This is a genomic window from Draconibacterium halophilum, from assembly GCF_010448835.1.
GTDB classification, from domain to species: Bacteria; Bacteroidota; Bacteroidia; order Bacteroidales; family Prolixibacteraceae; genus Draconibacterium; species Draconibacterium halophilum.
The window spans coordinates 3,842,875-3,861,642 of record NZ_CP048409.1; the positions used below are offsets into that span (position 1 = coordinate 3,842,875).

The following is an 18,768-nucleotide window of genomic DNA, read 5'->3' on the forward strand; positions in this document are numbered from 1 at the left end:
GAATGACAAATTGTTAATGATGGATACACTAATTCTCTTTTGCCTTAAGCAAATGTTTCATATTCCGGTGATAGGTGTTGGTTAGGCGCGTATGAAAATAAGGATAAAGAAAGTGATCGCGCAACACCGACTCACTTTTAAAATACGTTCGATGCGTAATTTTTGTAAATCCTTTACGGGTTTGACTAAAAGACAATTGCTGTTTGCCATGTGTTATATTGTCTTCCACATAACTAAATTCAATTACTTTTCCCTTGTTATCAACCGTTGTAATTTCAAAAGCAGTAGCCAGCTTTTTAATTTTTAGTACACTCAGGTTTAAATAAATTACTTGCCCGGGATCAATTCCATCAACATGCCCGTTTCGATAAATCAACTGATTATTGCTTTTTGAAAATAACATTCCGAACGAGAAACGAGATGCGTTCCACGCAATCGACGGATTAGTGTGAACATAGTGCGACCATACTTTCGCGAGGCTGTCTTTAACGACATATTCGCGTTCATGAAAACGAAATCCTATGGTACTGGCTGTAGGTTCCAGTGATGGTTTTACATCCGAAAATTTTGCGTTATTGTTTTTTATTTGCCCCTGCACATAATGCTCAACTTGCAAGCATCCCACCTTGTCGAACTCAACGTCGGTTAAATACATTTGTCCCATGCAGAAGTATGCAAAGAAATTAAGAAATATAACCACAGGCATTATTTTTTTCATGAAACTGGTTAAATAATGATGATTCTAAAAGTATCATTATTTAACCAGTTTCAACAACACATCTAAATAATTTTAAACTGAGGAAATATTTAAAGTCGAACTCAGTTAATACGCTAAACCTCACACCCATTTTTTAATGTATATCAACCGAATAGTTTAAATCTTATATTCACACAATGCGCCAAAAGAAAAATAAATTCCACTTTAAAATCTGAATCATTTTGTATTCGTTTTTTTTGCAGTTGCGTTACTTTTTTAACCATTTGGTTTGTACTCCGCCTGATAGAGGTGATTTAAAGTGCTGCTTCAAACCAAATATGTTACCACTTACACAAAAAAATAATACCTTTAATTTTTAAGCATCTAAAAAATGTATGAAGATGAAAAAGAAGTTTTTCCTGTTTGTTAACGTGCTCTTTTTTGGGTTTTCCCTTCTTTCCGCGCAAAATTACTCCAAGCTTAATGATGAAGAAATTTGTAATAAAATTCTTTTTGAACTACAGAAGCAGAGTGATAAATCAACTGCAAAACTCGTTGTTGAAACGGGGAAATTACTGATGAACACGCCTTACGTTGCCCATACATTAGAAACCGAACCCGAGCAATTAATCGTTAATTTGCGTGAACTCGACTGTACCACTTTTGCCGAAAACTGCCTGGCATTAGCACGTACTGCAAAAACACGAAAACCATCGTATAAACATTTTAAAAATGAGTTACAACTTATCCGTTATCGCGGAGGAGAAATAAACGGCTACCCATCGCGTTTGCATTATTTCAGCGATTGGATAATTGATAATGACAAAAAACAAACGGTTAGTTCGGCATCAAAATCAATTAGTAATATTGAATTCGATAAAACGATAAACTTCATGAGCCTCCATCCCGACAGCTATAAACCACTGAAAAACAATGCTGTTTATATTGGAGCTATAAACAAACAAGAGCACAAACTAACAAATAGCGAGCTTTATTATATCCCCAAAGAGAAGCTTGAAGCCCTAAAACATTTACTTAAAGATGGTGATATTTTTGGCATCACTACCAATGTTGATGGGCTGGATATAACGCATGTTGGTATTGCTGTTTTTAAGAATGATTCACTCCTCTTCATGCATGCTTCGTCGAAGGCCGAGAAAGTAATCTTATCGAAAGAAACGCTTTCGGAATACCTTATAAACCGAAAATCAGCTACTGGAATAATGGTTGCCCGCCCCTTGTAACTCAATAAAAATTGCCTAACATTCAATTATTATTCTCGTAAACAAAAACTATTACATATTTTTTTTGTTTACCAGATTGAATAAATCACATAATTTATCAGTAACTTATTTTTCGAAAATTCAAAGACACAAGAATTAAATTAAAGACTATGAAAAAAACGATGGTTAAAGTTATAGCGATTTTAGCAATAGTTGTAAGTAGTATTGTTACTACCAATGCGCAGGAGCTAGGTGTTCGTTTTGGAGATATATCTGGTGGCAATGTTGCGATCGACGGTGTTTTTAGTACCGGAAATTTCAGTCGTGTACATGCCGATGTATCCTTTGGCGATGGTGTTGGAATTGACCTTATATGGGATTTTCTGTACCGACCTCTTGCCGGCGAAGCTTTCAACTGGTATGTTGGAGTTGGACCTTATGTATGGATTGATGACCCGTTTTGGTTAGGAGCTGTTGGTGAAATAGGTTTGGAGTATCGTTTTAATGCGATCCCCATTGCGTTGGGTGCCGATTGGCGGCCAGCCATAAGCATAATTGAAAATACAGATTTTCACGGCAAAGGATTTGGGATTAACATCAGATACATTTTTAACTATTAAAAACAAAAAATTAATGAAATAGGAAAGCGTTGTGAGGCGCTTTTTTTTATGCTTTGTCGATACCTTTTTCTATTCCCCCTGCTTGTCCTTCATTTTAAAATACCTTCGTAGCAGTACCTTTTTTAAATCGCGGGCTATAACCTGATGTGCAATGATTTCAATATTGGAATAATGCGGAAGATCATGTTCGGCCTGAACGATCTCGCGATTAGTGATGTCGACCTGGTATAGTACCGACAACAACAAGTCGTAGTTGGTCTCCACCAAGCCCGTAATCTGGTCTATTAATTGCCGATGCAGCTCCTGGTAAGCATTGTCAATATCGCCCGAAAATGTGATCTCTACTCCAAACATTCCAAAATCTTTCATGATTTGCTCGGCCGTTTGCTGAACAATGTCAGCTTTATCCATCAGGGTCTCCAGGTTTGTATTATTTACAACAGGTAGTTTCATTTTTGTTCTTTTTATAAAGATAGATGAACTTTATTTCTTCCCAAATCATTTATTGCCTTTCCTTTAATTCTATTAAATTTACGGGTACTAAAATCAATTAAATCTAAAACAATGAAAAAAAGTCTGTTTTCACTTACCCTCGTTCTTTTTGCTCTATTCTCCATGGCACAAAGTAATTTCAGCAAATCAGCAATTGGTGTTGGTGTTGTTGTTGAAGACCTCGAAAAATCAATAGATTTTTACACCAATGTTATTGGTATGGTCAAAACCGGGGAGTTTTCAGTTTCGAAAGAACAATGTACAGAACTGGGATTAACCGACAGTTACGACCTGGATGTTACCATCCTTAAACTGGAAGACACCGAAGAAGCCAGCGAATGGAAACTGATGAGTTTGGGGACAAAAGCTAAACATCCAAAACAACAGTTTATGAGCGACGATACTGGCATGCAGTACATTACCCTAATGGTGCATCATCTGCAGCCTGTTATAGATCGTGCAGACAAACATGGAATTAAAGTGTTAAGTGGCAAACCATCAATGCTTGGCGACAACAGGTATTTTATTCTCCTCCAGGATCCCGATGGAACTTTTATTGAATTGATTGGGCCAAAATAAGCTCTTCTGAATTCTAAATATGGCCAAAACTGCTCCAATAACAGACTCTATAATAAAACGTTAATGGCTTAAATTATTTGGAATAGATTTATTCTGTTCAAAACAAATATTTTTTGACTAATTTCGAACAGAATTAATTTATATTCGAAAATCAACTTTTATGAGTAAAAAAGTCGAAGCGGGATACAGAACGTTAACACTTGGCGAAGAGATTTTTAATAGTATCACTCACGGAATTGGAACACTGCTTAGCATTGCAGCTCTTGTAATTCTAGTAGTATTTGCTGCGGTAAAAGGCAACGCATGGCATGTGGTTAGTTTCAGTATTTTTGGGAGCAGTTTGGTTTTGCTCTATTTATCATCAACGCTTTATCATAGTTTCACGCGCGAAAATCTTAAAAACCTGTTTGTCCGCTTCGATCATGCGGCTATTTTTTTATTAATTGCAGGCACCTATACACCCTTTGTTCTCACCACTATTCGTGGGGCTTTGGGGTGGACACTTTTTGGGATAATCTGGGGACTTGCAATAGTAGGAATGGTAATTCGCTCGATTTATTTAACCCGGTTCCGAAAATTAATGGTTGGCATTTACCTTGCAATGGGTTGGATGTTTTTAATGGCGATAGGGCCAATTGTTAAAAACCTGCCATCATCGAGTATTGCTTTTTTATTTATTGGCGGAGCATGTTATTCAATAGGAGTTATTTTTTACGCCTGGCGAAATTTGAAATACAGTCACGGCATTTGGCACCTGTTTGTACTGGCAGGTAGCATCATGCATTTCTTTTCTGTATTTTACAGTTTGTAATTAACAATAGACAAATTGCACATAAAAAAAGCAGGATTAAAACAATCCTGCTTTTTTGGTATTTTGTTTTACCTTCTTTTAAGAATGCTTTTCAGAAAGGTAACGCTCGGCATCCATGGCTGCCATACAACCCGATCCGGCGGCAGTTACTGCCTGACGGTATTGCGAATCCTGCACATCGCCACAAGCGAATACTCCCCCAACTTTTGTTTTTGCTGTTCCCGGGGTAGTTAAAATATAACCCACATCGTCAGTATCTAAATATTCTGCAAAAATATCGGAGTTGGGTTTATGACCGATTGCTAAAAAGAATCCATCAATATTAATTTTAACTTCTTCTTCTCCAGCCTCACCAAGATTTTTAACCAATGTAGCACCTTCAACAACACCATTGTCACCAATCAATCCTTTTGTCTGATGTTTCCAAAGAATTTCAACATTAGGTGTTTTTTTCACGCGCTCTGCCATCACTCTCGATGCACGTAGCACATCACGACGAACAATCAGGTACACTTTGTTACACAATCCGGCTAAATACATAGCTTCTTCGGCAGCCGTATCGCCACCACCAACAACGGCTACATCTTTACCTTTGTAGAAAAATCCATCGCAGGTTGCACAGGCAGAAACACCACCTCCGGCATACTTTGTTTCATCTTCAAGTCCCAGGTATTTTGCTGTTGCGCCGGTTGCAATAATTACCGTTTCTGCTTCAATTACTTTTGAATCATCGATCCAAACTTTATGAATTTCGCCCGAGAAATCAGCTTTAGTCGCCATTCCCCAACGAACATCGGTTCCAAAACGTTGTGCCTGCTTTTTCAGGTCTTCCATCATAACCGGTCCGGTAACACCTTCCGGGTAACCCGGATAGTTCTCCACCTCGGTAGTTGTTGTTAACTGGCCTCCTGGCTGAAGTCCTTCGTACATAACAGGACTAAGGTTGGCACGCGCGGCATAAATTGCAGCGGTGTACCCTGCAGGACCTGATCCCACAATCAAGCATTTTACCTTTTCTGCGTCGGTAGGCTCAACCTTTCTATTCTCGTCGTTCTCGTTAATATCAAGTGGTTTAAACATCATTTAAATTTTTAGTTGCACAAAAATACAAAACATACTTTATTGATTGACATAAATTCAATCGATATTAATGAAGCAATATAACGGAATTCTATATTCCCTTGAAAATAGTAGATTAAAGAAAGAAAAAGTTTTGTAATAATAATTTCTAAAGCTATTTTTGCAATCCAGAATCGGGATGTGGCGCAGTCCGGTTAGCGTACTGGTCTGGGGGACCAGGGGTCGCAAGTTCAAATCTTGTCATCCCGACAGATTTAAAATCTAAAAAACATCAAAAGCCTGTAAATCAAATGATTTGCAGGCTTTCTTTTTTTTATACGGTCAAAAAACACCATAAAAAACCATTGTAAATGGGTCCGATCCGGTGACCTCTAATTTTTCATACCTTAGAGGTCACCGCGCAGCTCATAACAAACTATAAGAATGATAGTTACAGAGGTTTTTTCTCATTCAAAATGGTGCGGTTTGGTTCACTTTGGAGCAAAAAAACAGCAGTAAAAGGTGACCTTTTGGGGAACCTGAACCAAATTAAATGATTTGACATGAAAACAAAAAGTACTTTCGGAATTCATTTTGTGCTAAAAAGAGCCAAAACCAGGAATGGAACTGCTCCAATTTATGCACGTATTACGGTTGATTGTAACCGCTGTGAAATCTCTGTAAAAAAGCGAATACCTGTTACCAACTGGAACAAAGGGCAAGGTATGGCAAAAGGAAAGTCTCCTGAAATTGCACGGCTTAACTCCTATCTTGAACAGATCCGCTCCCAACTAACCGGTTACTACCAGGAACTTGTAGTAGAGAAGGCACTAATTACTCCTGACGCTATCAGAGACAAATTTTATGGTATTGAAGAAACAGGGAAAACGCTTAAGGAACTGATCGAATATCACAACGACAGCATGGATTTGAACCTAAAATGGGGAACGCTCAAAAACTATCACACTACTGCAAAATATATTGAATTGTTCCTGCAAAAAAAGATGAACAGGGAGGATATTTTATTATCCGAACTAAACTACCGATTTATCACTGATTTTGAGTTTTACCTCAGAAAACACAAACCAACCGATCATCAACGGCCAATGGGTAATAATGCGGTTATGAAACACCTGGAACGACTTCGTAAAATGGTATCCATGGCCGTTCGTATGGAATGGCTGGATAAAGATCCTTTTGCAGCTTACAAGCTACATTTCAAAAAAGTTGAACGTGAATTTTTAACAGAAACAGAATTAGCTGCCATTGAAAAGAAAAAATTCAAGATGGAACGGCTTAACTATGTTCGTGATCTTTTTGTGTTTGCCTGTTACACCGGATTATCTTATATCGATGTGGCAAACCTGGCTCCCAATAACATCAGAAAAGGAATTAATGGTATGTCATGGATTATAACACAACGAGAAAAGACTTCCACTCCGGTCCGCATTCCGATTTTGAAACAGGCCCAATTACTTATTGACCAATACAAGGATCATCCACGCTCGGAAAACAAAGGCACTGTTTTCCCTAATATCTCCAACCAGAAACTAAACAGTTATCTAAAAGAAATTGCTGATTTGTGTGAGATAGATAAAAATCTGACTTTTCATATTGCCCGTCATACTTTTGCAACCACGGTAACGCTTACCAATGGTGTTCCCATTGAGTCGGTTAGTAAAATGCTTGGGCATACCAACCTAAAAACAACCCAGATTTATGCCAAAGTGGTTGAAAAGAAGATAGCTACAGACATGGAAGCACTTCAGGAAAAGCTTGGAAACAAAAGCAAAAAAGAAAGTTCAACTGAATTAGAAAAAGGCAAGGTAAAGCAACTATCTTAATTAATCATTTAACATCTGTATCAATTTTCCAAAGCTGTCCTTAATCCCAAATCGTAAACACCGGCTCTTTCCAATTCAGGCATTAGGCAAAAGAAGGCGGAATAAATGGACTGAAAGATTGCGCTGGAGGACAGTAAATTGGCAAGTGTTTTTCCAATACTTTGATGTCAAGTCTCCTTTCGAAGTATGAGAAAGGTGTCTTGGCAGCAAAGAATACAAACAATTTCAAAACTCTTGTCAATTTGCTGGCTGCGTTTATGCCGTAAGCTTTTGACGGTTGACTGAATTGAAATCAATTTGTTGAAGATTTGGGAAAACCTTATGACCTACATCCGGTACCCTCTGTTCTTTTTCTTCATGGGCTTTATGCGTTGATATGACTCCCTCTTTCGTTGTCTTTCTTCGTCCTTCTCTGCCTGAAGCAGACCTTCTTTTATCAACTGATAGAAAGCCTGGTCCAGTGATGGATTATCAATAACTGCAAAATATTCCTGCCTCTTATTCTCATCCAGCCTATACTTAATTTTTGAATAGCTGAATTGCCAGTCAATTTTGGAACCGTTAAATTTTAAATCGTTTTTGGTAAACGAAATCCCCTGAACAACATTCGTATTCCCCCTGCATTTGTAGTTTACTGTAATCCCTACTCTGTTCAGTTTAGCTTCCAGTTCGTCCATATCTTTACATTTGGGCACAAGCTCTTTCAGGCAGTTATAAATCTCATATTTTGTTTTGTCCGGTTCTTTTAATCGGTGAACGTTTACATTTTCTTTTCCCTTGGCAAAATACAAGTCATTCTTTCGTGTAAGCTCTTTACAGATCTTTTCACTGCGATAACGATCATTTTTATTGGATATCGTTTTCCCATGGTTGTTTACCCTGTTATACACAATGTGAATATGGGGATGCTCCTTATCGTAATGCGGGCTATTATAAACTGTGTTTTTATGACTCCCATTTTGTTTAGGTAATCATCTGCAATTTTTAATAGGAACCCATTATTCAACTTTGCTTTATCCTGAACGGAGAAATCCAATGAAATATGACCTACTGGCTTGCTTACCCTCGAATTGAGTTCTGTTTGAGCAACAAAACTTTTTGTAATCGAATTGGTATTTTTCATACGTACGCCCTCTCCTATTAACAGCTCAGCCGCTTTTTTGGGATCAAGGATATAATTTAATGCTCCGGCAAAGTCTCCACCTGTTGTAATCTTGGCGATCATAGCATTTTGTTTATGATTCGGTCAATCTTAGTAGCAAGAAACAGGTATTTGCTACGAATATGATCGTAACCCAGGGCATTGGCTTTACGTGCAATCTGATTCAGGTTATTGGCCATTCCTGAAAGTTTTCTAATTTCTGAAATCAGTTCGGGTGTCAAGCGTTGAACAACTGTTGTATTCATTATTGACTGCCTAACAAACTCACTTTGTGTAATCCCGGCTTCTTTTGATTTGCCAATTAGGCAGTAATATTCTACGGTCGACATTTTTACCGTTACCTTATATTTCATCTTCTCACCATCCAATTTTCGTGGACGTCCGCCTTTGTTAAATCGCACCATATTTTATTACCATTTTTTAGACCAACGGGATGCTAAACATGGGTTTTGGTCTTACCAAAACATAAACTTGCTATCCTACCTCGAAAGGGTCTTTTTATGGAAATAAAGTTAGATAACAGAATGGAAAAAGAAAACAGTAAACAAGCTCAATATCAACCAAATAAAATGATTTAAAATTCCCAACATTAAACTAAGCACAGGTTTATGAACTATGCATAAATTAGAGAATTATACACCACAAAAGTATATCCTAACGGGATTGTTAAACGCATTTTGCAAGCTGACAGAAATCATCCTACAATATGTTAACAAACATAGGTTCTTAATTTACATTAACGCAACCTTTTTCTAATTTTAAACATCTAAAACTCATAAACATATAAAGACTAACCATGAAAAACTGCTAATAAAACTCAAAAACCAAACTAATTCGGGACTGTAATCAGGCAGCCTTATTCAAATCCATGTTGCATCGAGCAACAGAAACCGACCTTATTAATGCGCTTTTTTCTGGTTCTTAATCTTAAAGGACCGATTTAAGTACCCTGTACTTTTTACTCACTACTAAAATTTAAAAACTATGAAACCAACAATTTTAAAACTAAGCACTTTATTCTTGTTCCTTTTGTTTATTGGAGCAAGCTGCCAAAACGATGAAGACCTGTTTGAAATACAAAGAGGTGACGAAAATGCCGTTATACAAAAAGAAGTAAATGGCATCGAATTTAAATTTTGCCTGTTAAACGAGGCAGGCGAACCTGCTACTGTTTTTAACGAAGGAGAAAATTTTACTTTTCAGTTTTCTATTAAAAATAATACTAAAAAAGATATCTTTTTTGATACAACTGTTACAAATGCAGATGGATTTTTTGAAGTACATGATGAGCTTAAAAACTATGGAGGCCCTTTTGAAAAACCTACTTATGATCTTTTAAGAATGCCCACTCCAATAGGGACAGGAGAAATTACTGGCCTAAATATTAAATGGATACCAGAAGACGATGAGTGGGCTTTCGGAACTACAGAATTTGTAAAAGCACAAACGGAATCATTAAAAGCTGGTGAATATTACTCAATGTTTTCTCATAAGTTTGATTTTGAAAGTATTAAAACGAATGATATCTCTTTTAAAATAAACTTCGAAATAAAATAAACCAACTATGAAAAAGCTAATACTTGTTATGTTAATAATATTATGGGGGGTAAACAGTTTATTCGCCCAGGTATCAACTAAATTCTACGAAAAAGGAAAAGCCTTTGAAGAACATCCCAAATTTAAAAACACCAAACAAAATTCACCCGAAAAAAAGATGCCCCTGTTTGATGTTGCTGCCCTTCTGGAAGAAGATGAAGCGACTAAGGATCTGGATATACCTTTTCGTTTTGGAAAATCGTTTGATGTTAACCTTACCCTGAAAGACGGGAAATGGCAAAAGACAGATTCAACAGAAGTATGGAGTTTGAGAATTACATCCGATAACGCGTATTCGCTGAATTTTATTTTTTCTGAACTCTATCTGCCCCAGGATGGAGAATTATATATTTATAACGAAGATGGTTCGATGGTTTACGGGCCGGTAACAGAAAAACAAAATCAGCATGGTAAAACTTATATGACTGATATAATTCAAGGAGAATCAGTTATTATTCAGATCTCTATTCCCAATAAAGCTAAAGATAAACCACAATTGACAATTCAAAACATTATACATGGTTATAAAATATTTTTGAGACATTGGGATATGGCGACTCTGATCAATCTTCATTATGCAACGGCCCTGCAAGAGATGCTGAATGCTATCGAGCAGTAATGGGAGATGCTATTGATGGGATAGTCCAGATTCTTCTTTCTACGGGGTATGAATGGTGTTCTGGGTCATTGATTAATAATACAGCTCAAGATTTTAAACCATATGTTTTAACAGCCTTTCATTGTATAGATATAGGGAATCCCAGTTTAGATCACAACCCTCCTTATTCTTACGATCCTGATGAAAATAATGGCGTACTTGAGGCGTATGAAATTGATGAAGCAGAAGAATGGTTAGTACGGTTTGGATTTAAACATGCAGAATGTGCCGGTAGTACAATTGGGAATATTTATACTTTCGATGATACGTATTATAGAGCGGGTTGGGATTCAACAGATTTTGTCTTGGTTGAACTGCAGGACAATATTCTCAGGGATGTACCTTCGGTTGGGGAAAAAGTTTGGTTAGGTTGGGATCGAAGTGGAAATACTCCGACAAAGGGGTATTTTCTTCATCATCCAAAAGGAGATATTATGAAATATGCGTATGATTCCGATAGTAAAATAGAAACTGATCGTTGGAGTACTGTCACAGGCCGAAATTTCTGGTATAGTCAACTTGATATTGGTCTTTTAGAAAAAGGTTCTTCGGGTTCTCCAATTTTTGATCAAAATAAACGTGTTGTTGGGCAGCTTTTAGGGGGATATATAAATTGTGATGGTCCAAAACAGTATTGGCATGGTTGTCTTCATCGTTCCTGGATCGGCGGCAATATAATTGGAACCCGCTTAAGTGATTGGTTAGACCCGATAGGGTCGGGGGCAACAACTCTAAATTCAGTTCGTCAGCCAATACCAGAATACTCAATAGGCATTGATTTGTTATGTTCTTCTACAACATTATCCGTAACCAATTTTGCCCCAGGCTATTATTTTGATCATTGGAATAAAAGTAGTAATGTAAGCCTTTCCAGTACTACGGCTAATCCGGTACAAGTAATTCCTGGCATAGATGGCCCCGGGTGGATAGAAGCAGTATATCATACCGGATGGGGAACAGTAACTATGGAGCGAATGGAGTTTTATGTTGGTGGTCCGGCGGCTTCAGAGATTTCACTTTCATTATACACGGCTGATGGTTCGCCTGTAACTTACATGTGCCCAATACTCATTATCATATTTATGTAAATAATAGTGGAGGATGTGCTACCAGTAATTATACGTGGTCAATACCATCCGGGTGGACACAAAACTATACTTATCAAAATATGATTTCTGTTTATTCCGGCTCAACATATGGAGGTATGGTAGAAGTATACGCTAACACTTGCTGCTCAGATAATGATAAGATCATCATTGATTATTTTGGTGGCGGTTATTGTGGTACTTCTTACTCTTTAATCATTTCGCCTAATCCTACCACATATGAGGCTGTTGTGACAATTGAAAATACAACAGAAGACGGTGAGCTGCTAAAATCAGCATCAATAGAAACAACTTTTGACCAAGACGCAGAATGGATTCTTGAAGTGTATGATAATTTACAAAGCCTGAAGCTTAAAAAGCAAAAACTTAAGGGTAAAAGTACCACCATACAAACTGCTAGCTGGAAAGAAGGTGTTTATATGGTTCGTGTAAAGTATAAAGATGAAATTTTAACCGGGAAATTAGTGGTTAAAAAATAGATTTCACAGCCAAGTAGTATTATAAAAATTTGATTGCCCGGTTTCAAATCGGGCAATCATAATAAAACCTAACTATGAACAATTTAATTATTTTGAAAAAATCATTATTCTCGAAAAGTAGACCTTTATTTAAGCTGTTTACTTATTTTCTTCTTTTTTTCTGTGCAGTGTTGCAATCCTGTAGCGAAGATCCCTTTGATGCTGACTCAGGCACATTTACCGACAAGCGCGATGGCAATATATACCAATGGGTTAAAATTGGTGAACAAATATGGATGGCCGAAAACCTTGCCTATATCCCTTACGTTTGTGCTCCCGACTCGCAATGTGGTATTTGGGTATATGATTATTATGGAGAAGGTTCCTTTGGAACCAATTATCAAACTTATGGATGTTTGTACAATTGGGAAATCGCCCAAGAAGTTTGTCCCGAAGGTTGGCACCTCCCCTCTGATGAAGAATGGATGGAAATGGAAAGCTTCCTGGGTATGCCCGAAGACCAACTCGACCGCTCAGGGATTATCAGAGGACAAGAGGCTAATGTTGGAGGAAATCTAAAAGAAATTGGATATACCCACTGGAAAGAACCAAATGAGGGAGCAATTAATGAAAGCGGCTTCTCTGCGTTACCTGGTGGTTATTTAAATGTAGAAAATTCTTTTTCATCTATTGGAGGTACAGCCTATTTCTGGACTTCAAGTAATGAAGATGATTATTATATATTATGCAGATTGCTACATTCTTATGGAGGAATTGTTACCCGCAAAAAAATTGAAAAAAATGTTGCATTGTCAATTAGATGTATAAAAAACTAACCTAAAAACTTATTCTTATGAAATCTTTTACAACTTTTCTATTACTAATATTTGCCTTAAATTCATTTAGTCAGCCGTCTTCATTTTCATGGTTTAGCAATGACCCTGAAGAATGTTACAATTATATTTCCCCTGCCAAAGACCAGGGAGAACAAGGGCCATGTGGTATTTTTGCATCAATAGCGGCAATAGAGGCATTGAGCCATATTTACTTCCACAAACCTTTTAGTAGCAATAGTAATGGGACAAACCTTTCTGAAGCTGAATTATATTCTTTGTGTTCGGCTTATGGGAACTTTACAGGATATGGGGCCAGCGAAGGTGCAGCAACTGCCGAAAATACTTTGGATTACTGTGTAATAAATGGAATTATTGACGATGCATGTTTACCATATCCATCTTCAAGCCCCTACTATACTCAGCCATGTTCGCAGTGTGCAAGCCCTGACCAAATTATTCAGATCCCGGGATACGAGCAACTTAGCCTAAGTTCAAACCAACAACTAAAGCGTGCAATCATCGATTATGGTCCCATTGTAGTAAGTGCACAAAGTATAGGTGGAGTATTACATTCCGGCGGTGGTACAACAAACCACTCCTTTTTAATAATAGGTTGGAACAGTTCAGGACAATGGCATATAAAAGACAGCTGGCCGGGAGATGAATACATTGACTATAAAAGTTTTAATGTTTTTAGTTCAACGTACGGTAGTCAGTTTTATAGAGCAAAATACAAAAACGACGGTAGTACTATTTCATGTACGGGAACTGGCTGCAACTCCGTATTTTCCTCTCGCGTTGCAACGGATAGAGATGGTGATGGGTTTGGATATTGGGGAGTTGGCGATCCTCCGAGCACCTGGTCTGGGCCATGCAAAATGGATTTTGATGATTTTGATAACACAAAAATATATTTAGACTCAAACTATGAAGAAGTTGTTGCCCCCTCCGTTTCAGGTCCCGACTTAGTTTGTACTTCAGGAGGTACTTTTAACTTAAATGATCTCCCTTCTGGTTTTTCTTCAAGCTGGAGTATTTCTAATCCAACTTTTTTTAATTCACCAACCAGTGGGTCAGGCACATCAGCAACCATTTCTCCGAAATCTGAATATTCTGGAGATGATTGTATTATTACTTATACAATTTCTGATGGATGCGGATCGGCACAATATTCCAAACACTTCACAATAAATGGTCCGACAGATAGCGACCTTGATATAGATGTTGTTCCTTCTTATGCTCCTGATCCTATTCGCGTAAGTGGAATTTGGCTGCTTTGTCCAAATTCAAGCTATTATATCTACTGCAACAATACTTCCAACTGCTCGCTTTCTAATTACCAGTGGTCTTACCCTTCCGGATGGACAAAATATGAACAAACAAGTAATTATATTCGGATTAACACTAACAGCACTCCATATGGAACGGTTAGTGTAACCGCCACTACATGTTGTGGAACCAGTCATCAGGTTATCACCCAGAACTTTAGCCAGGGGGAGCTTGTTCTTACTATTCTGCTTATCCAAATCCGGTAACAACTGAACTCACTATTGAGTTTGACGAAGAATTCGATATGACAACGGTGGATGCCTCAACAACACTCGAAGTCTTTGATTCAGGTTTCTCTAAAAAATATAAGGCCGAAAAAATTGAAAAGAAAATTAAGATAAAAACTAGTAGTTGGAAAGAAGGTTTTTACTATGTTATTTTAAACTATAAAGGACAAAACTATTACAAGAAAATTAAAGTGGAATAATGCAAACAAAAAAAACATAAAGATTATCAAAATAGACTACACTTATTTTACAGTAAGATCTAATTTAATAGCAATTTATGCACTTTTTAATAAGAAATAATATAACTTCATATCGAATTATTAAACGTTCTTTTAAGTGACCTATACGGTGACCTGTAAAAATATGAATTTCATAAATCATTGATACAGAGGCATAACCGGAATGACATTCAAATCTTGTCATCCCGACAGATTTAAAATCTAAAAAACATCAAAAGCCTGTAAATCAAATGATTTGCGGGCTTTCTTTTTAGAACAAGTCATATAATGAAATCCGTATAACTGGCAACAAGAGAAGCCACTAAAAAATGGTCGATGTCCATCCAAGATTGGGCATCATCTTGAATCAGTTCTTCGTTATATTTGAAAAAGGCTCCAGCTATAATCGCTAAACCTAGCGTATTTTAAAATTACACCTTTACTGAAAACCGTTTCGTATGATTCATTAATTTTTTCGTAAAGAATGTTTGACGCATTAAAAGGCTAAAGAATATTTTTTTTGCAATTTATTTTTTCGGATATTTTAACTTGTTCTTAGCGCCTGAATAAGTTCCTTCTTCGACATTTTACTCCGGCCATCAATACCAATTTGTTTTGCTTTGTCGTAAAGTTCCTTTGTTGTTCTTTCCTCATATTTACTACTCTTTCCACCCTTTTTCCCCGAGTCCTCAGAATTTGCAATTCGGGTAGCCTTTTGTTTACTGTATCCTTTATCAATTAAAGCTTCATACAGTTTCTCGTTTTTAGTTGCGACATGTTTTTATCAGGCATTACACATACGATTTTAAATGAAAAAGCAACTAATCACTTCCTTTAATTCTACTAATAATCTTTGCATTAAAAGCTTCCAGGTCTCCTGGGTTTCTTGAGGTAATTAAATTTCCATCCTCTACAACCGCTTCATCAACCCAATTTGCACCCGCATTTTGCAAATCTTTTTTTATCGAAAAAAACGATGTCATTGTTCTGTTTTTTACGACTTCTGCTTCAATCAGCATTTGCGGTCCGTGACAAATGGCTGCTACCGATTTATTAGTATCAAAAAATGAACGGACAAAGTTTACAGCTTTTTTATCCCTTCGCAGTTTGTCAGGATTGATTACTCCTCCCGGTAAAATAAGTATTCCGTAGTTGTTAATATCCACATCATCCAGGATGCAATCAACTTCTATTTCTTTACTCCAATCACCATGATTCCAAGCCTTTATATTTTCTTTTTCAGTTGAAATAATGTCAACTGCTACGCCTTCGTTTTTAAGAGCTATTAAAGGTTCAAACAATTCCGACTCTTCGAAACCATTGGTAGCCAGAATTGCAACCTTTTTGCCTTTTAATTCTTGCATAATTTTTTTTATTGAGTTATTAAAATAATTGGGTAAGACATATTTTGTCTTACCCAGTATTTTATAGACTATCAATAAAGTTTTTTACCTCCTCTTTGGTTTTTCCGGTTTTTTTCTGAATGCGGCCGATAAGTTCGTCTTCTTGTCCTTCTGCATGTTTTAAATCATCATCGGTAAGTTCACCGTACTCTTGTTTCAATTTTCCTTTTACTAAATTCCAATTTCCTTTAATTTTGTCTGTTGTAGCACTCATAATTTTTAATTTAAAATGTTTTTAAATTCATTAAGATTCATATTACCTAATTTAACAGTTCAATTCACTAAATTACAACCTGTTATTTCAGCATATCTGATTTTATAAGAGATAATGACAAAATCCTGCCAAAATTCCTGCGACTACTATCGATCATCCTACCCGACTGGCTATCAATTAGTTTACTTGTATCATTAGGAAATCGACTGATGTATTCATTGTGTATTAAAATCCTCAGGTTGTCGAGCAAATTCACAAAATGCCACGTTTATATTTCGTTTATAACCTGGCGGTTCAAAAGCGATTTTCATTGAATCGATTTGATATTCAGCAACAGCTACATGGCTACGAATTGGATAGGATTAATTATACCTGGAAAAGTTACCATTTGGAAAGACGCGACGTTCAGTGTATGGATGCAAATTTTGGTTAGCTGGTATTCGCTAGTTTGTGAATTTATATATTGAAAGGTTAAACGATTACAATGGCACTAAAAATGAAAAAGCAGACGTGTGTATTTCATTTATATCTGTAATTCAAATGACGATAAAAATTCAGTCACTAGAATTTCAATTCAATTTTTTACTAATAGAATGAGAATAAAAACCCGGTTGAGTTTGAATTCAACCGGGTTATTATTTACATCTTGATTAAATAAATAGAATATCTTCTATCGTATAAGTGTTGGTAAACTTGGATCTTTCTCAAAATCAAAAGTAACCGGTACAACTGCAAGAGATGCAACGTCAACACCTTCTACTTTTGCAGGCTCCCATTTACCCGAAGTTGCTTTAACTGCCGATACCGCCTGTCTTTCCAAATCTTTTAGGTACATATCCATTGAGGTTTCAATATTGGTGGATGTACTTGCATATGGAATATTTCCTTCTTCATCCACAACAAATTGTACATATACGGTTCCTTCTACTCCCCAGTTTTTTGCCTTTTGTGGGTACTTCAGGTTATTCAATATCGTTCCGTCAAGATCACCGTCGTATTCAGCAGGTTGGTCAACCGAATAAAATACGCCGACCCTGTTCGCTTTATTTTTTAGCATATTCATGTTACTTTTCAAGTCAAACAGAACAACTTCTAACCTTTTTCTATCGATGACACTTTCCACTCCTGAAACAGTAACATCTTCCACTTCACCATCACTCATGGTGTAGGTATAAGCAAATGCCGGATAGTCTTTAACAATTTTGTGGATTTGTTTCATATAATCCATATCCTCATCCTGCATCTGTTCCATTTCAGCTACAGTTATCACTGTCATCTTTTGCGCATTTGCCGAAAACAAGGCCAGAGTAAATATCATAGTAAGTGCTATCGGTACTGCTTTAAAAAAATCTTTTTTTCTTCTTAATAATCTCATAATAATCTCCATTTTTATTTATTAATTACAGTTAAATAATCCTACAATTACGATTACCAACTTACCCAAACAAGAACCATTAACAAGTTTCATATACCGCTAATAACACAGTGCCAAAAAATGTATGAAAATTTCCCAGGTTCCCCTTTTTCTTAAACCATAAGAATAAATATGGGTGGTTTTAATAGGCTATTGTAACCAGATAAACATTACCCAAAATAAAGTTGTTTGAATCATAACTGATTTTTATTTCTCATGTTTACTATGATAAAGTGAGAATATGATGCCAGATTGCCTCATTCTCTTTTGAATATTAAATGAATAAACCCGATAGATTTAATCTTGATTTTAGAATGGGTTAAATATTTTCGTCCTTTCCAATCTGTAGAAACAGTTTTAATTTCGTGCTTTTTCATAAGGGCTGAATCAGCTTTTAACACGCTTACAGGAGTATCGATTGCCGTTACAATAAGAATGTTACTTTGGCTCAAGGTTCAAGTAATTGAGGTGAAATTTTTCAAGAAAGAACGAACCATTCAAAATGGATTAATCATTTTTTGCAAGTCAATTAAAACACAAAAACACAACCATTATTTGAGGAATTCTTCCATAAATCGTGGAATTTTTTCCTCAGCTCCATATGCCAATCTGCTGTTTTTTTACAACTAATAAACGATATGGTTTATTTCTGTATTCATACAAAAAAGAACATTTTAATTAAAGGAACAAATATGGTAATGGTTTGGCAAAGTATACATTTCTGATTTATTTTCATTTAATACTACTTGTTATCTAACAAATTTGTGCCAAAAATCAGGAGTATTAAAAGTTCATCTATTATTCCACGCATATGAACCGATA

Annotated in this window: 21 protein-coding genes, 1 tRNA gene and 1 pseudogene; 14 read left to right on the plus strand and 9 right to left on the minus strand. The window is 36.4% G+C overall.

Features of this window, described 5'->3' with window-relative positions:
- Positions 1 to 28: 28 nt before the first annotated feature.
- Positions 29 to 718 (minus strand): hypothetical protein, encoded by a 690-nt coding sequence (locus tag G0Q07_RS15560; RefSeq protein ID WP_163347870.1) that lies wholly within the window; start codon positions 716 to 718, stop codon positions 29 to 31.
- A 380-nt stretch (positions 719 to 1,098) separates the two neighbouring features.
- Between G0Q07_RS15560 and G0Q07_RS15565 the strand changes: the two genes are divergently transcribed.
- Complete coding sequence (locus tag G0Q07_RS15565) at positions 1,099 to 1,941, plus strand: N-acetylmuramoyl-L-alanine amidase-like domain-containing protein (RefSeq protein ID WP_163347872.1); 843 nt, start codon at positions 1,099 to 1,101, stop codon at positions 1,939 to 1,941.
- Between the two features lie 149 nt (positions 1,942 to 2,090).
- Positions 2,091 to 2,540: a hypothetical protein gene (locus G0Q07_RS15570; RefSeq protein WP_203532571.1), complete on the plus strand. Its 450-nt coding sequence runs from the start codon at positions 2,091 to 2,093 to the stop codon at positions 2,538 to 2,540.
- 69 nt (positions 2,541 to 2,609) lie between these two features.
- Here the strand turns inward: G0Q07_RS15570 and G0Q07_RS15575 are convergent, their stop codons facing one another.
- Positions 2,610 to 2,993: a hypothetical protein gene (locus G0Q07_RS15575; protein ID WP_163347874.1), complete on the minus strand. Its 384-nt coding sequence runs from the start codon at positions 2,991 to 2,993 to the stop codon at positions 2,610 to 2,612.
- Between the two features lie 111 nt (positions 2,994 to 3,104).
- On the opposite strand from G0Q07_RS15575, the gene G0Q07_RS15580 reads away from it, so the two are divergent.
- Both G0Q07_RS15580 and trhA read left to right on the plus strand, forming a co-directional pair.
- Positions 3,105 to 3,611 carry a VOC family protein gene (locus G0Q07_RS15580; protein WP_163347877.1) on the plus strand — a complete coding sequence of 169 codons (507 nt, stop codon included), beginning with the start codon at positions 3,105 to 3,107 and terminating at the stop codon, positions 3,609 to 3,611.
- Between the two features lie 160 nt (positions 3,612 to 3,771).
- Positions 3,772 to 4,422, plus strand: coding sequence for a PAQR family membrane homeostasis protein TrhA (gene trhA / locus G0Q07_RS15585; RefSeq protein WP_163347879.1), 651 nt, complete (start codon positions 3,772 to 3,774; stop codon positions 4,420 to 4,422).
- A 78-nt stretch (positions 4,423 to 4,500) separates the two neighbouring features.
- Here trhA and trxB read toward each other — a convergent pair whose 3' ends face one another.
- Complete coding sequence (trxB, locus tag G0Q07_RS15590) at positions 4,501 to 5,502, minus strand: thioredoxin-disulfide reductase (protein ID WP_163347882.1); 1,002 nt, start codon at positions 5,500 to 5,502, stop codon at positions 4,501 to 4,503.
- A 174-nt stretch (positions 5,503 to 5,676) separates the two neighbouring features.
- On the opposite strand from trxB, the gene G0Q07_RS15595 reads away from it, so the two are divergent.
- Positions 5,677 to 5,751: transfer RNA gene (locus G0Q07_RS15595), tRNA-Pro, on the plus strand.
- 293 nt (positions 5,752 to 6,044) lie between these two features.
- Positions 6,045 to 7,325, plus strand: a complete 1,281-nt coding sequence (locus tag G0Q07_RS15600; protein WP_163347884.1) for a site-specific integrase — start codon at positions 6,045 to 6,047, stop codon at positions 7,323 to 7,325.
- A 326-nt stretch (positions 7,326 to 7,651) separates the two neighbouring features.
- Here the strand turns inward: G0Q07_RS15600 and G0Q07_RS21335 are convergent.
- Positions 7,652 to 8,550, minus strand: a pseudogene (locus G0Q07_RS21335) (relaxase/mobilization nuclease domain-containing protein).
- Positions 8,547 to 8,891, minus strand: a complete 345-nt coding sequence (locus G0Q07_RS15610) for a MobC family plasmid mobilization relaxosome protein (protein ID WP_163347886.1) — start codon at positions 8,889 to 8,891, stop codon at positions 8,547 to 8,549. Before G0Q07_RS15610 ends, G0Q07_RS21335 begins: the two are co-directional and overlap by 4 nt.
- Positions 8,892 to 9,471: 580 nt before the next feature.
- Here G0Q07_RS15610 and G0Q07_RS15615 point away from each other — a divergent pair.
- The 7 genes from G0Q07_RS15615 to G0Q07_RS21340 all read left to right on the plus strand — a co-directional run bounded on the left by G0Q07_RS15615 (position 9,472) and on the right by G0Q07_RS21340 (position 14,897).
- A complete protein-coding gene (locus G0Q07_RS15615; protein ID WP_163347888.1) occupies positions 9,472 to 10,044 on the plus strand; it encodes a hypothetical protein in 573 nt (190 codons plus the stop codon).
- A 7-nt stretch (positions 10,045 to 10,051) separates the two neighbouring features.
- Positions 10,052 to 10,702, plus strand: coding sequence for a hypothetical protein (locus G0Q07_RS15620; protein WP_163347890.1), 651 nt, complete (start codon positions 10,052 to 10,054; stop codon positions 10,700 to 10,702).
- On the plus strand, positions 10,702 to 11,829 hold the full coding sequence (locus tag G0Q07_RS15625) for a trypsin-like serine peptidase (RefSeq protein ID WP_163347892.1): 1,128 nt from the start codon (positions 10,702 to 10,704) through the stop codon (positions 11,827 to 11,829). Before G0Q07_RS15620 ends, G0Q07_RS15625 begins: the two co-directional genes overlap by 1 nt.
- Before the next feature lie 116 nt (positions 11,830 to 11,945).
- Entirely contained in the window at positions 11,946 to 12,326 is a 381-nt protein-coding gene (locus G0Q07_RS15630) for a T9SS type A sorting domain-containing protein (RefSeq protein ID WP_163347902.1), read from the plus strand.
- Between the two features lie 74 nt (positions 12,327 to 12,400).
- On the plus strand, positions 12,401 to 13,141 hold the full coding sequence (locus tag G0Q07_RS15635) for an FISUMP domain-containing protein (RefSeq protein WP_163347904.1): 741 nt from the start codon (positions 12,401 to 12,403) through the stop codon (positions 13,139 to 13,141).
- Between the two features lie 17 nt (positions 13,142 to 13,158).
- On the plus strand, positions 13,159 to 14,676 hold the full coding sequence (locus tag G0Q07_RS15640; protein WP_163347906.1) for a C1 family peptidase: 1,518 nt from the start codon (positions 13,159 to 13,161) through the stop codon (positions 14,674 to 14,676).
- A gap of 38 nt (positions 14,677 to 14,714) precedes the next feature.
- The gene (locus G0Q07_RS21340; protein ID WP_394366526.1) at positions 14,715 to 14,897 is read left to right on the plus strand and encodes a hypothetical protein; all 183 of its coding nucleotides are present in this window, start codon (positions 14,715 to 14,717) and stop codon (positions 14,895 to 14,897) included.
- A 562-nt stretch (positions 14,898 to 15,459) separates the two neighbouring features.
- On the opposite strand, the gene G0Q07_RS21345 is transcribed toward G0Q07_RS21340, so the two are convergent.
- The 3 genes from G0Q07_RS21345 to G0Q07_RS15660 form a co-directional block, all read right to left on the minus strand.
- Positions 15,460 to 15,669: a DUF7218 family protein gene (locus G0Q07_RS21345; protein WP_163348979.1), complete on the minus strand. Its 210-nt coding sequence runs from the start codon at positions 15,667 to 15,669 to the stop codon at positions 15,460 to 15,462.
- 67 nt (positions 15,670 to 15,736) lie between these two features.
- Positions 15,737 to 16,279 carry a type 1 glutamine amidotransferase domain-containing protein gene (locus tag G0Q07_RS15655; RefSeq protein ID WP_163347909.1) on the minus strand — a complete coding sequence of 181 codons (543 nt, stop codon included), beginning with the start codon at positions 16,277 to 16,279 and terminating at the stop codon, positions 15,737 to 15,739.
- Between the two features lie 61 nt (positions 16,280 to 16,340).
- Entirely contained in the window at positions 16,341 to 16,532 is a 192-nt protein-coding gene (locus G0Q07_RS15660; protein ID WP_163347911.1) for a CsbD family protein, read from the minus strand.
- 259 nt (positions 16,533 to 16,791) lie between these two features.
- Between G0Q07_RS15660 and G0Q07_RS15665 the strand changes: the two genes are divergently transcribed.
- Positions 16,792 to 16,965: a hypothetical protein gene (locus G0Q07_RS15665; RefSeq protein WP_163347913.1), complete on the plus strand. Its 174-nt coding sequence runs from the start codon at positions 16,792 to 16,794 to the stop codon at positions 16,963 to 16,965.
- 237 nt (positions 16,966 to 17,202) lie between these two features.
- On the opposite strand, the gene G0Q07_RS15670 is transcribed toward G0Q07_RS15665, so the two are convergent.
- Entirely contained in the window at positions 17,203 to 17,907 is a 705-nt protein-coding gene (locus tag G0Q07_RS15670; protein ID WP_163347916.1) for an energy transducer TonB, read from the minus strand.
- Positions 17,908 to 18,768 lie beyond the last annotated feature (861 nt).

Coding starts and splice junctions, on each gene's coding strand:
- G0Q07_RS15560 (WP_163347870.1), bottom strand. CDS start 718: ATGAAAAAAATAATGCCTGTGGTTATATTTCTTAATTTCTTTGCATAC.
- G0Q07_RS15565 (WP_163347872.1), top strand. CDS start 1,099: ATGAAAAAGAAGTTTTTCCTGTTTGTTAACGTGCTCTTTTTTGGGTTT.
- G0Q07_RS15570 (WP_203532571.1), top strand. CDS start 2,091: ATGAAAAAAACGATGGTTAAAGTTATAGCGATTTTAGCAATAGTTGTA.
- G0Q07_RS15575 (WP_163347874.1), bottom strand. CDS start 2,993: ATGAAACTACCTGTTGTAAATAATACAAACCTGGAGACCCTGATGGAT.
- G0Q07_RS15580 (WP_163347877.1), top strand. CDS start 3,105: ATGAAAAAAAGTCTGTTTTCACTTACCCTCGTTCTTTTTGCTCTATTC.
- trhA (WP_163347879.1), top strand. CDS start 3,772: ATGAGTAAAAAAGTCGAAGCGGGATACAGAACGTTAACACTTGGCGAA.
- trxB (WP_163347882.1), bottom strand. CDS start 5,502: ATGTTTAAACCACTTGATATTAACGAGAACGACGAGAATAGAAAGGTT.
- G0Q07_RS15600 (WP_163347884.1), top strand. CDS start 6,045: ATGAAAACAAAAAGTACTTTCGGAATTCATTTTGTGCTAAAAAGAGCC.
- G0Q07_RS15610 (WP_163347886.1), bottom strand. CDS start 8,891: ATGGTGCGATTTAACAAAGGCGGACGTCCACGAAAATTGGATGGTGAG.
- G0Q07_RS15615 (WP_163347888.1), top strand. CDS start 9,472: ATGAAACCAACAATTTTAAAACTAAGCACTTTATTCTTGTTCCTTTTG.
- G0Q07_RS15620 (WP_163347890.1), top strand. CDS start 10,052: ATGAAAAAGCTAATACTTGTTATGTTAATAATATTATGGGGGGTAAAC.
- G0Q07_RS15625 (WP_163347892.1), top strand. CDS start 10,702: ATGGGAGATGCTATTGATGGGATAGTCCAGATTCTTCTTTCTACGGGG.
- G0Q07_RS15630 (WP_163347902.1), top strand. CDS start 11,946: ATGGTAGAAGTATACGCTAACACTTGCTGCTCAGATAATGATAAGATC.
- G0Q07_RS15635 (WP_163347904.1), top strand. CDS start 12,401: ATGAACAATTTAATTATTTTGAAAAAATCATTATTCTCGAAAAGTAGA.
- G0Q07_RS15640 (WP_163347906.1), top strand. CDS start 13,159: ATGAAATCTTTTACAACTTTTCTATTACTAATATTTGCCTTAAATTCA.
- G0Q07_RS21340 (WP_394366526.1), top strand. CDS start 14,715: ATGACAACGGTGGATGCCTCAACAACACTCGAAGTCTTTGATTCAGGT.
- G0Q07_RS15655 (WP_163347909.1), bottom strand. CDS start 16,279: ATGCAAGAATTAAAAGGCAAAAAGGTTGCAATTCTGGCTACCAATGGT.
- G0Q07_RS15660 (WP_163347911.1), bottom strand. CDS start 16,532: ATGAGTGCTACAACAGACAAAATTAAAGGAAATTGGAATTTAGTAAAA.
- G0Q07_RS15665 (WP_163347913.1), top strand. CDS start 16,792: ATGCCACGTTTATATTTCGTTTATAACCTGGCGGTTCAAAAGCGATTT.
- G0Q07_RS15670 (WP_163347916.1), bottom strand. CDS start 17,907: ATGAGATTATTAAGAAGAAAAAAAGATTTTTTTAAAGCAGTACCGATA.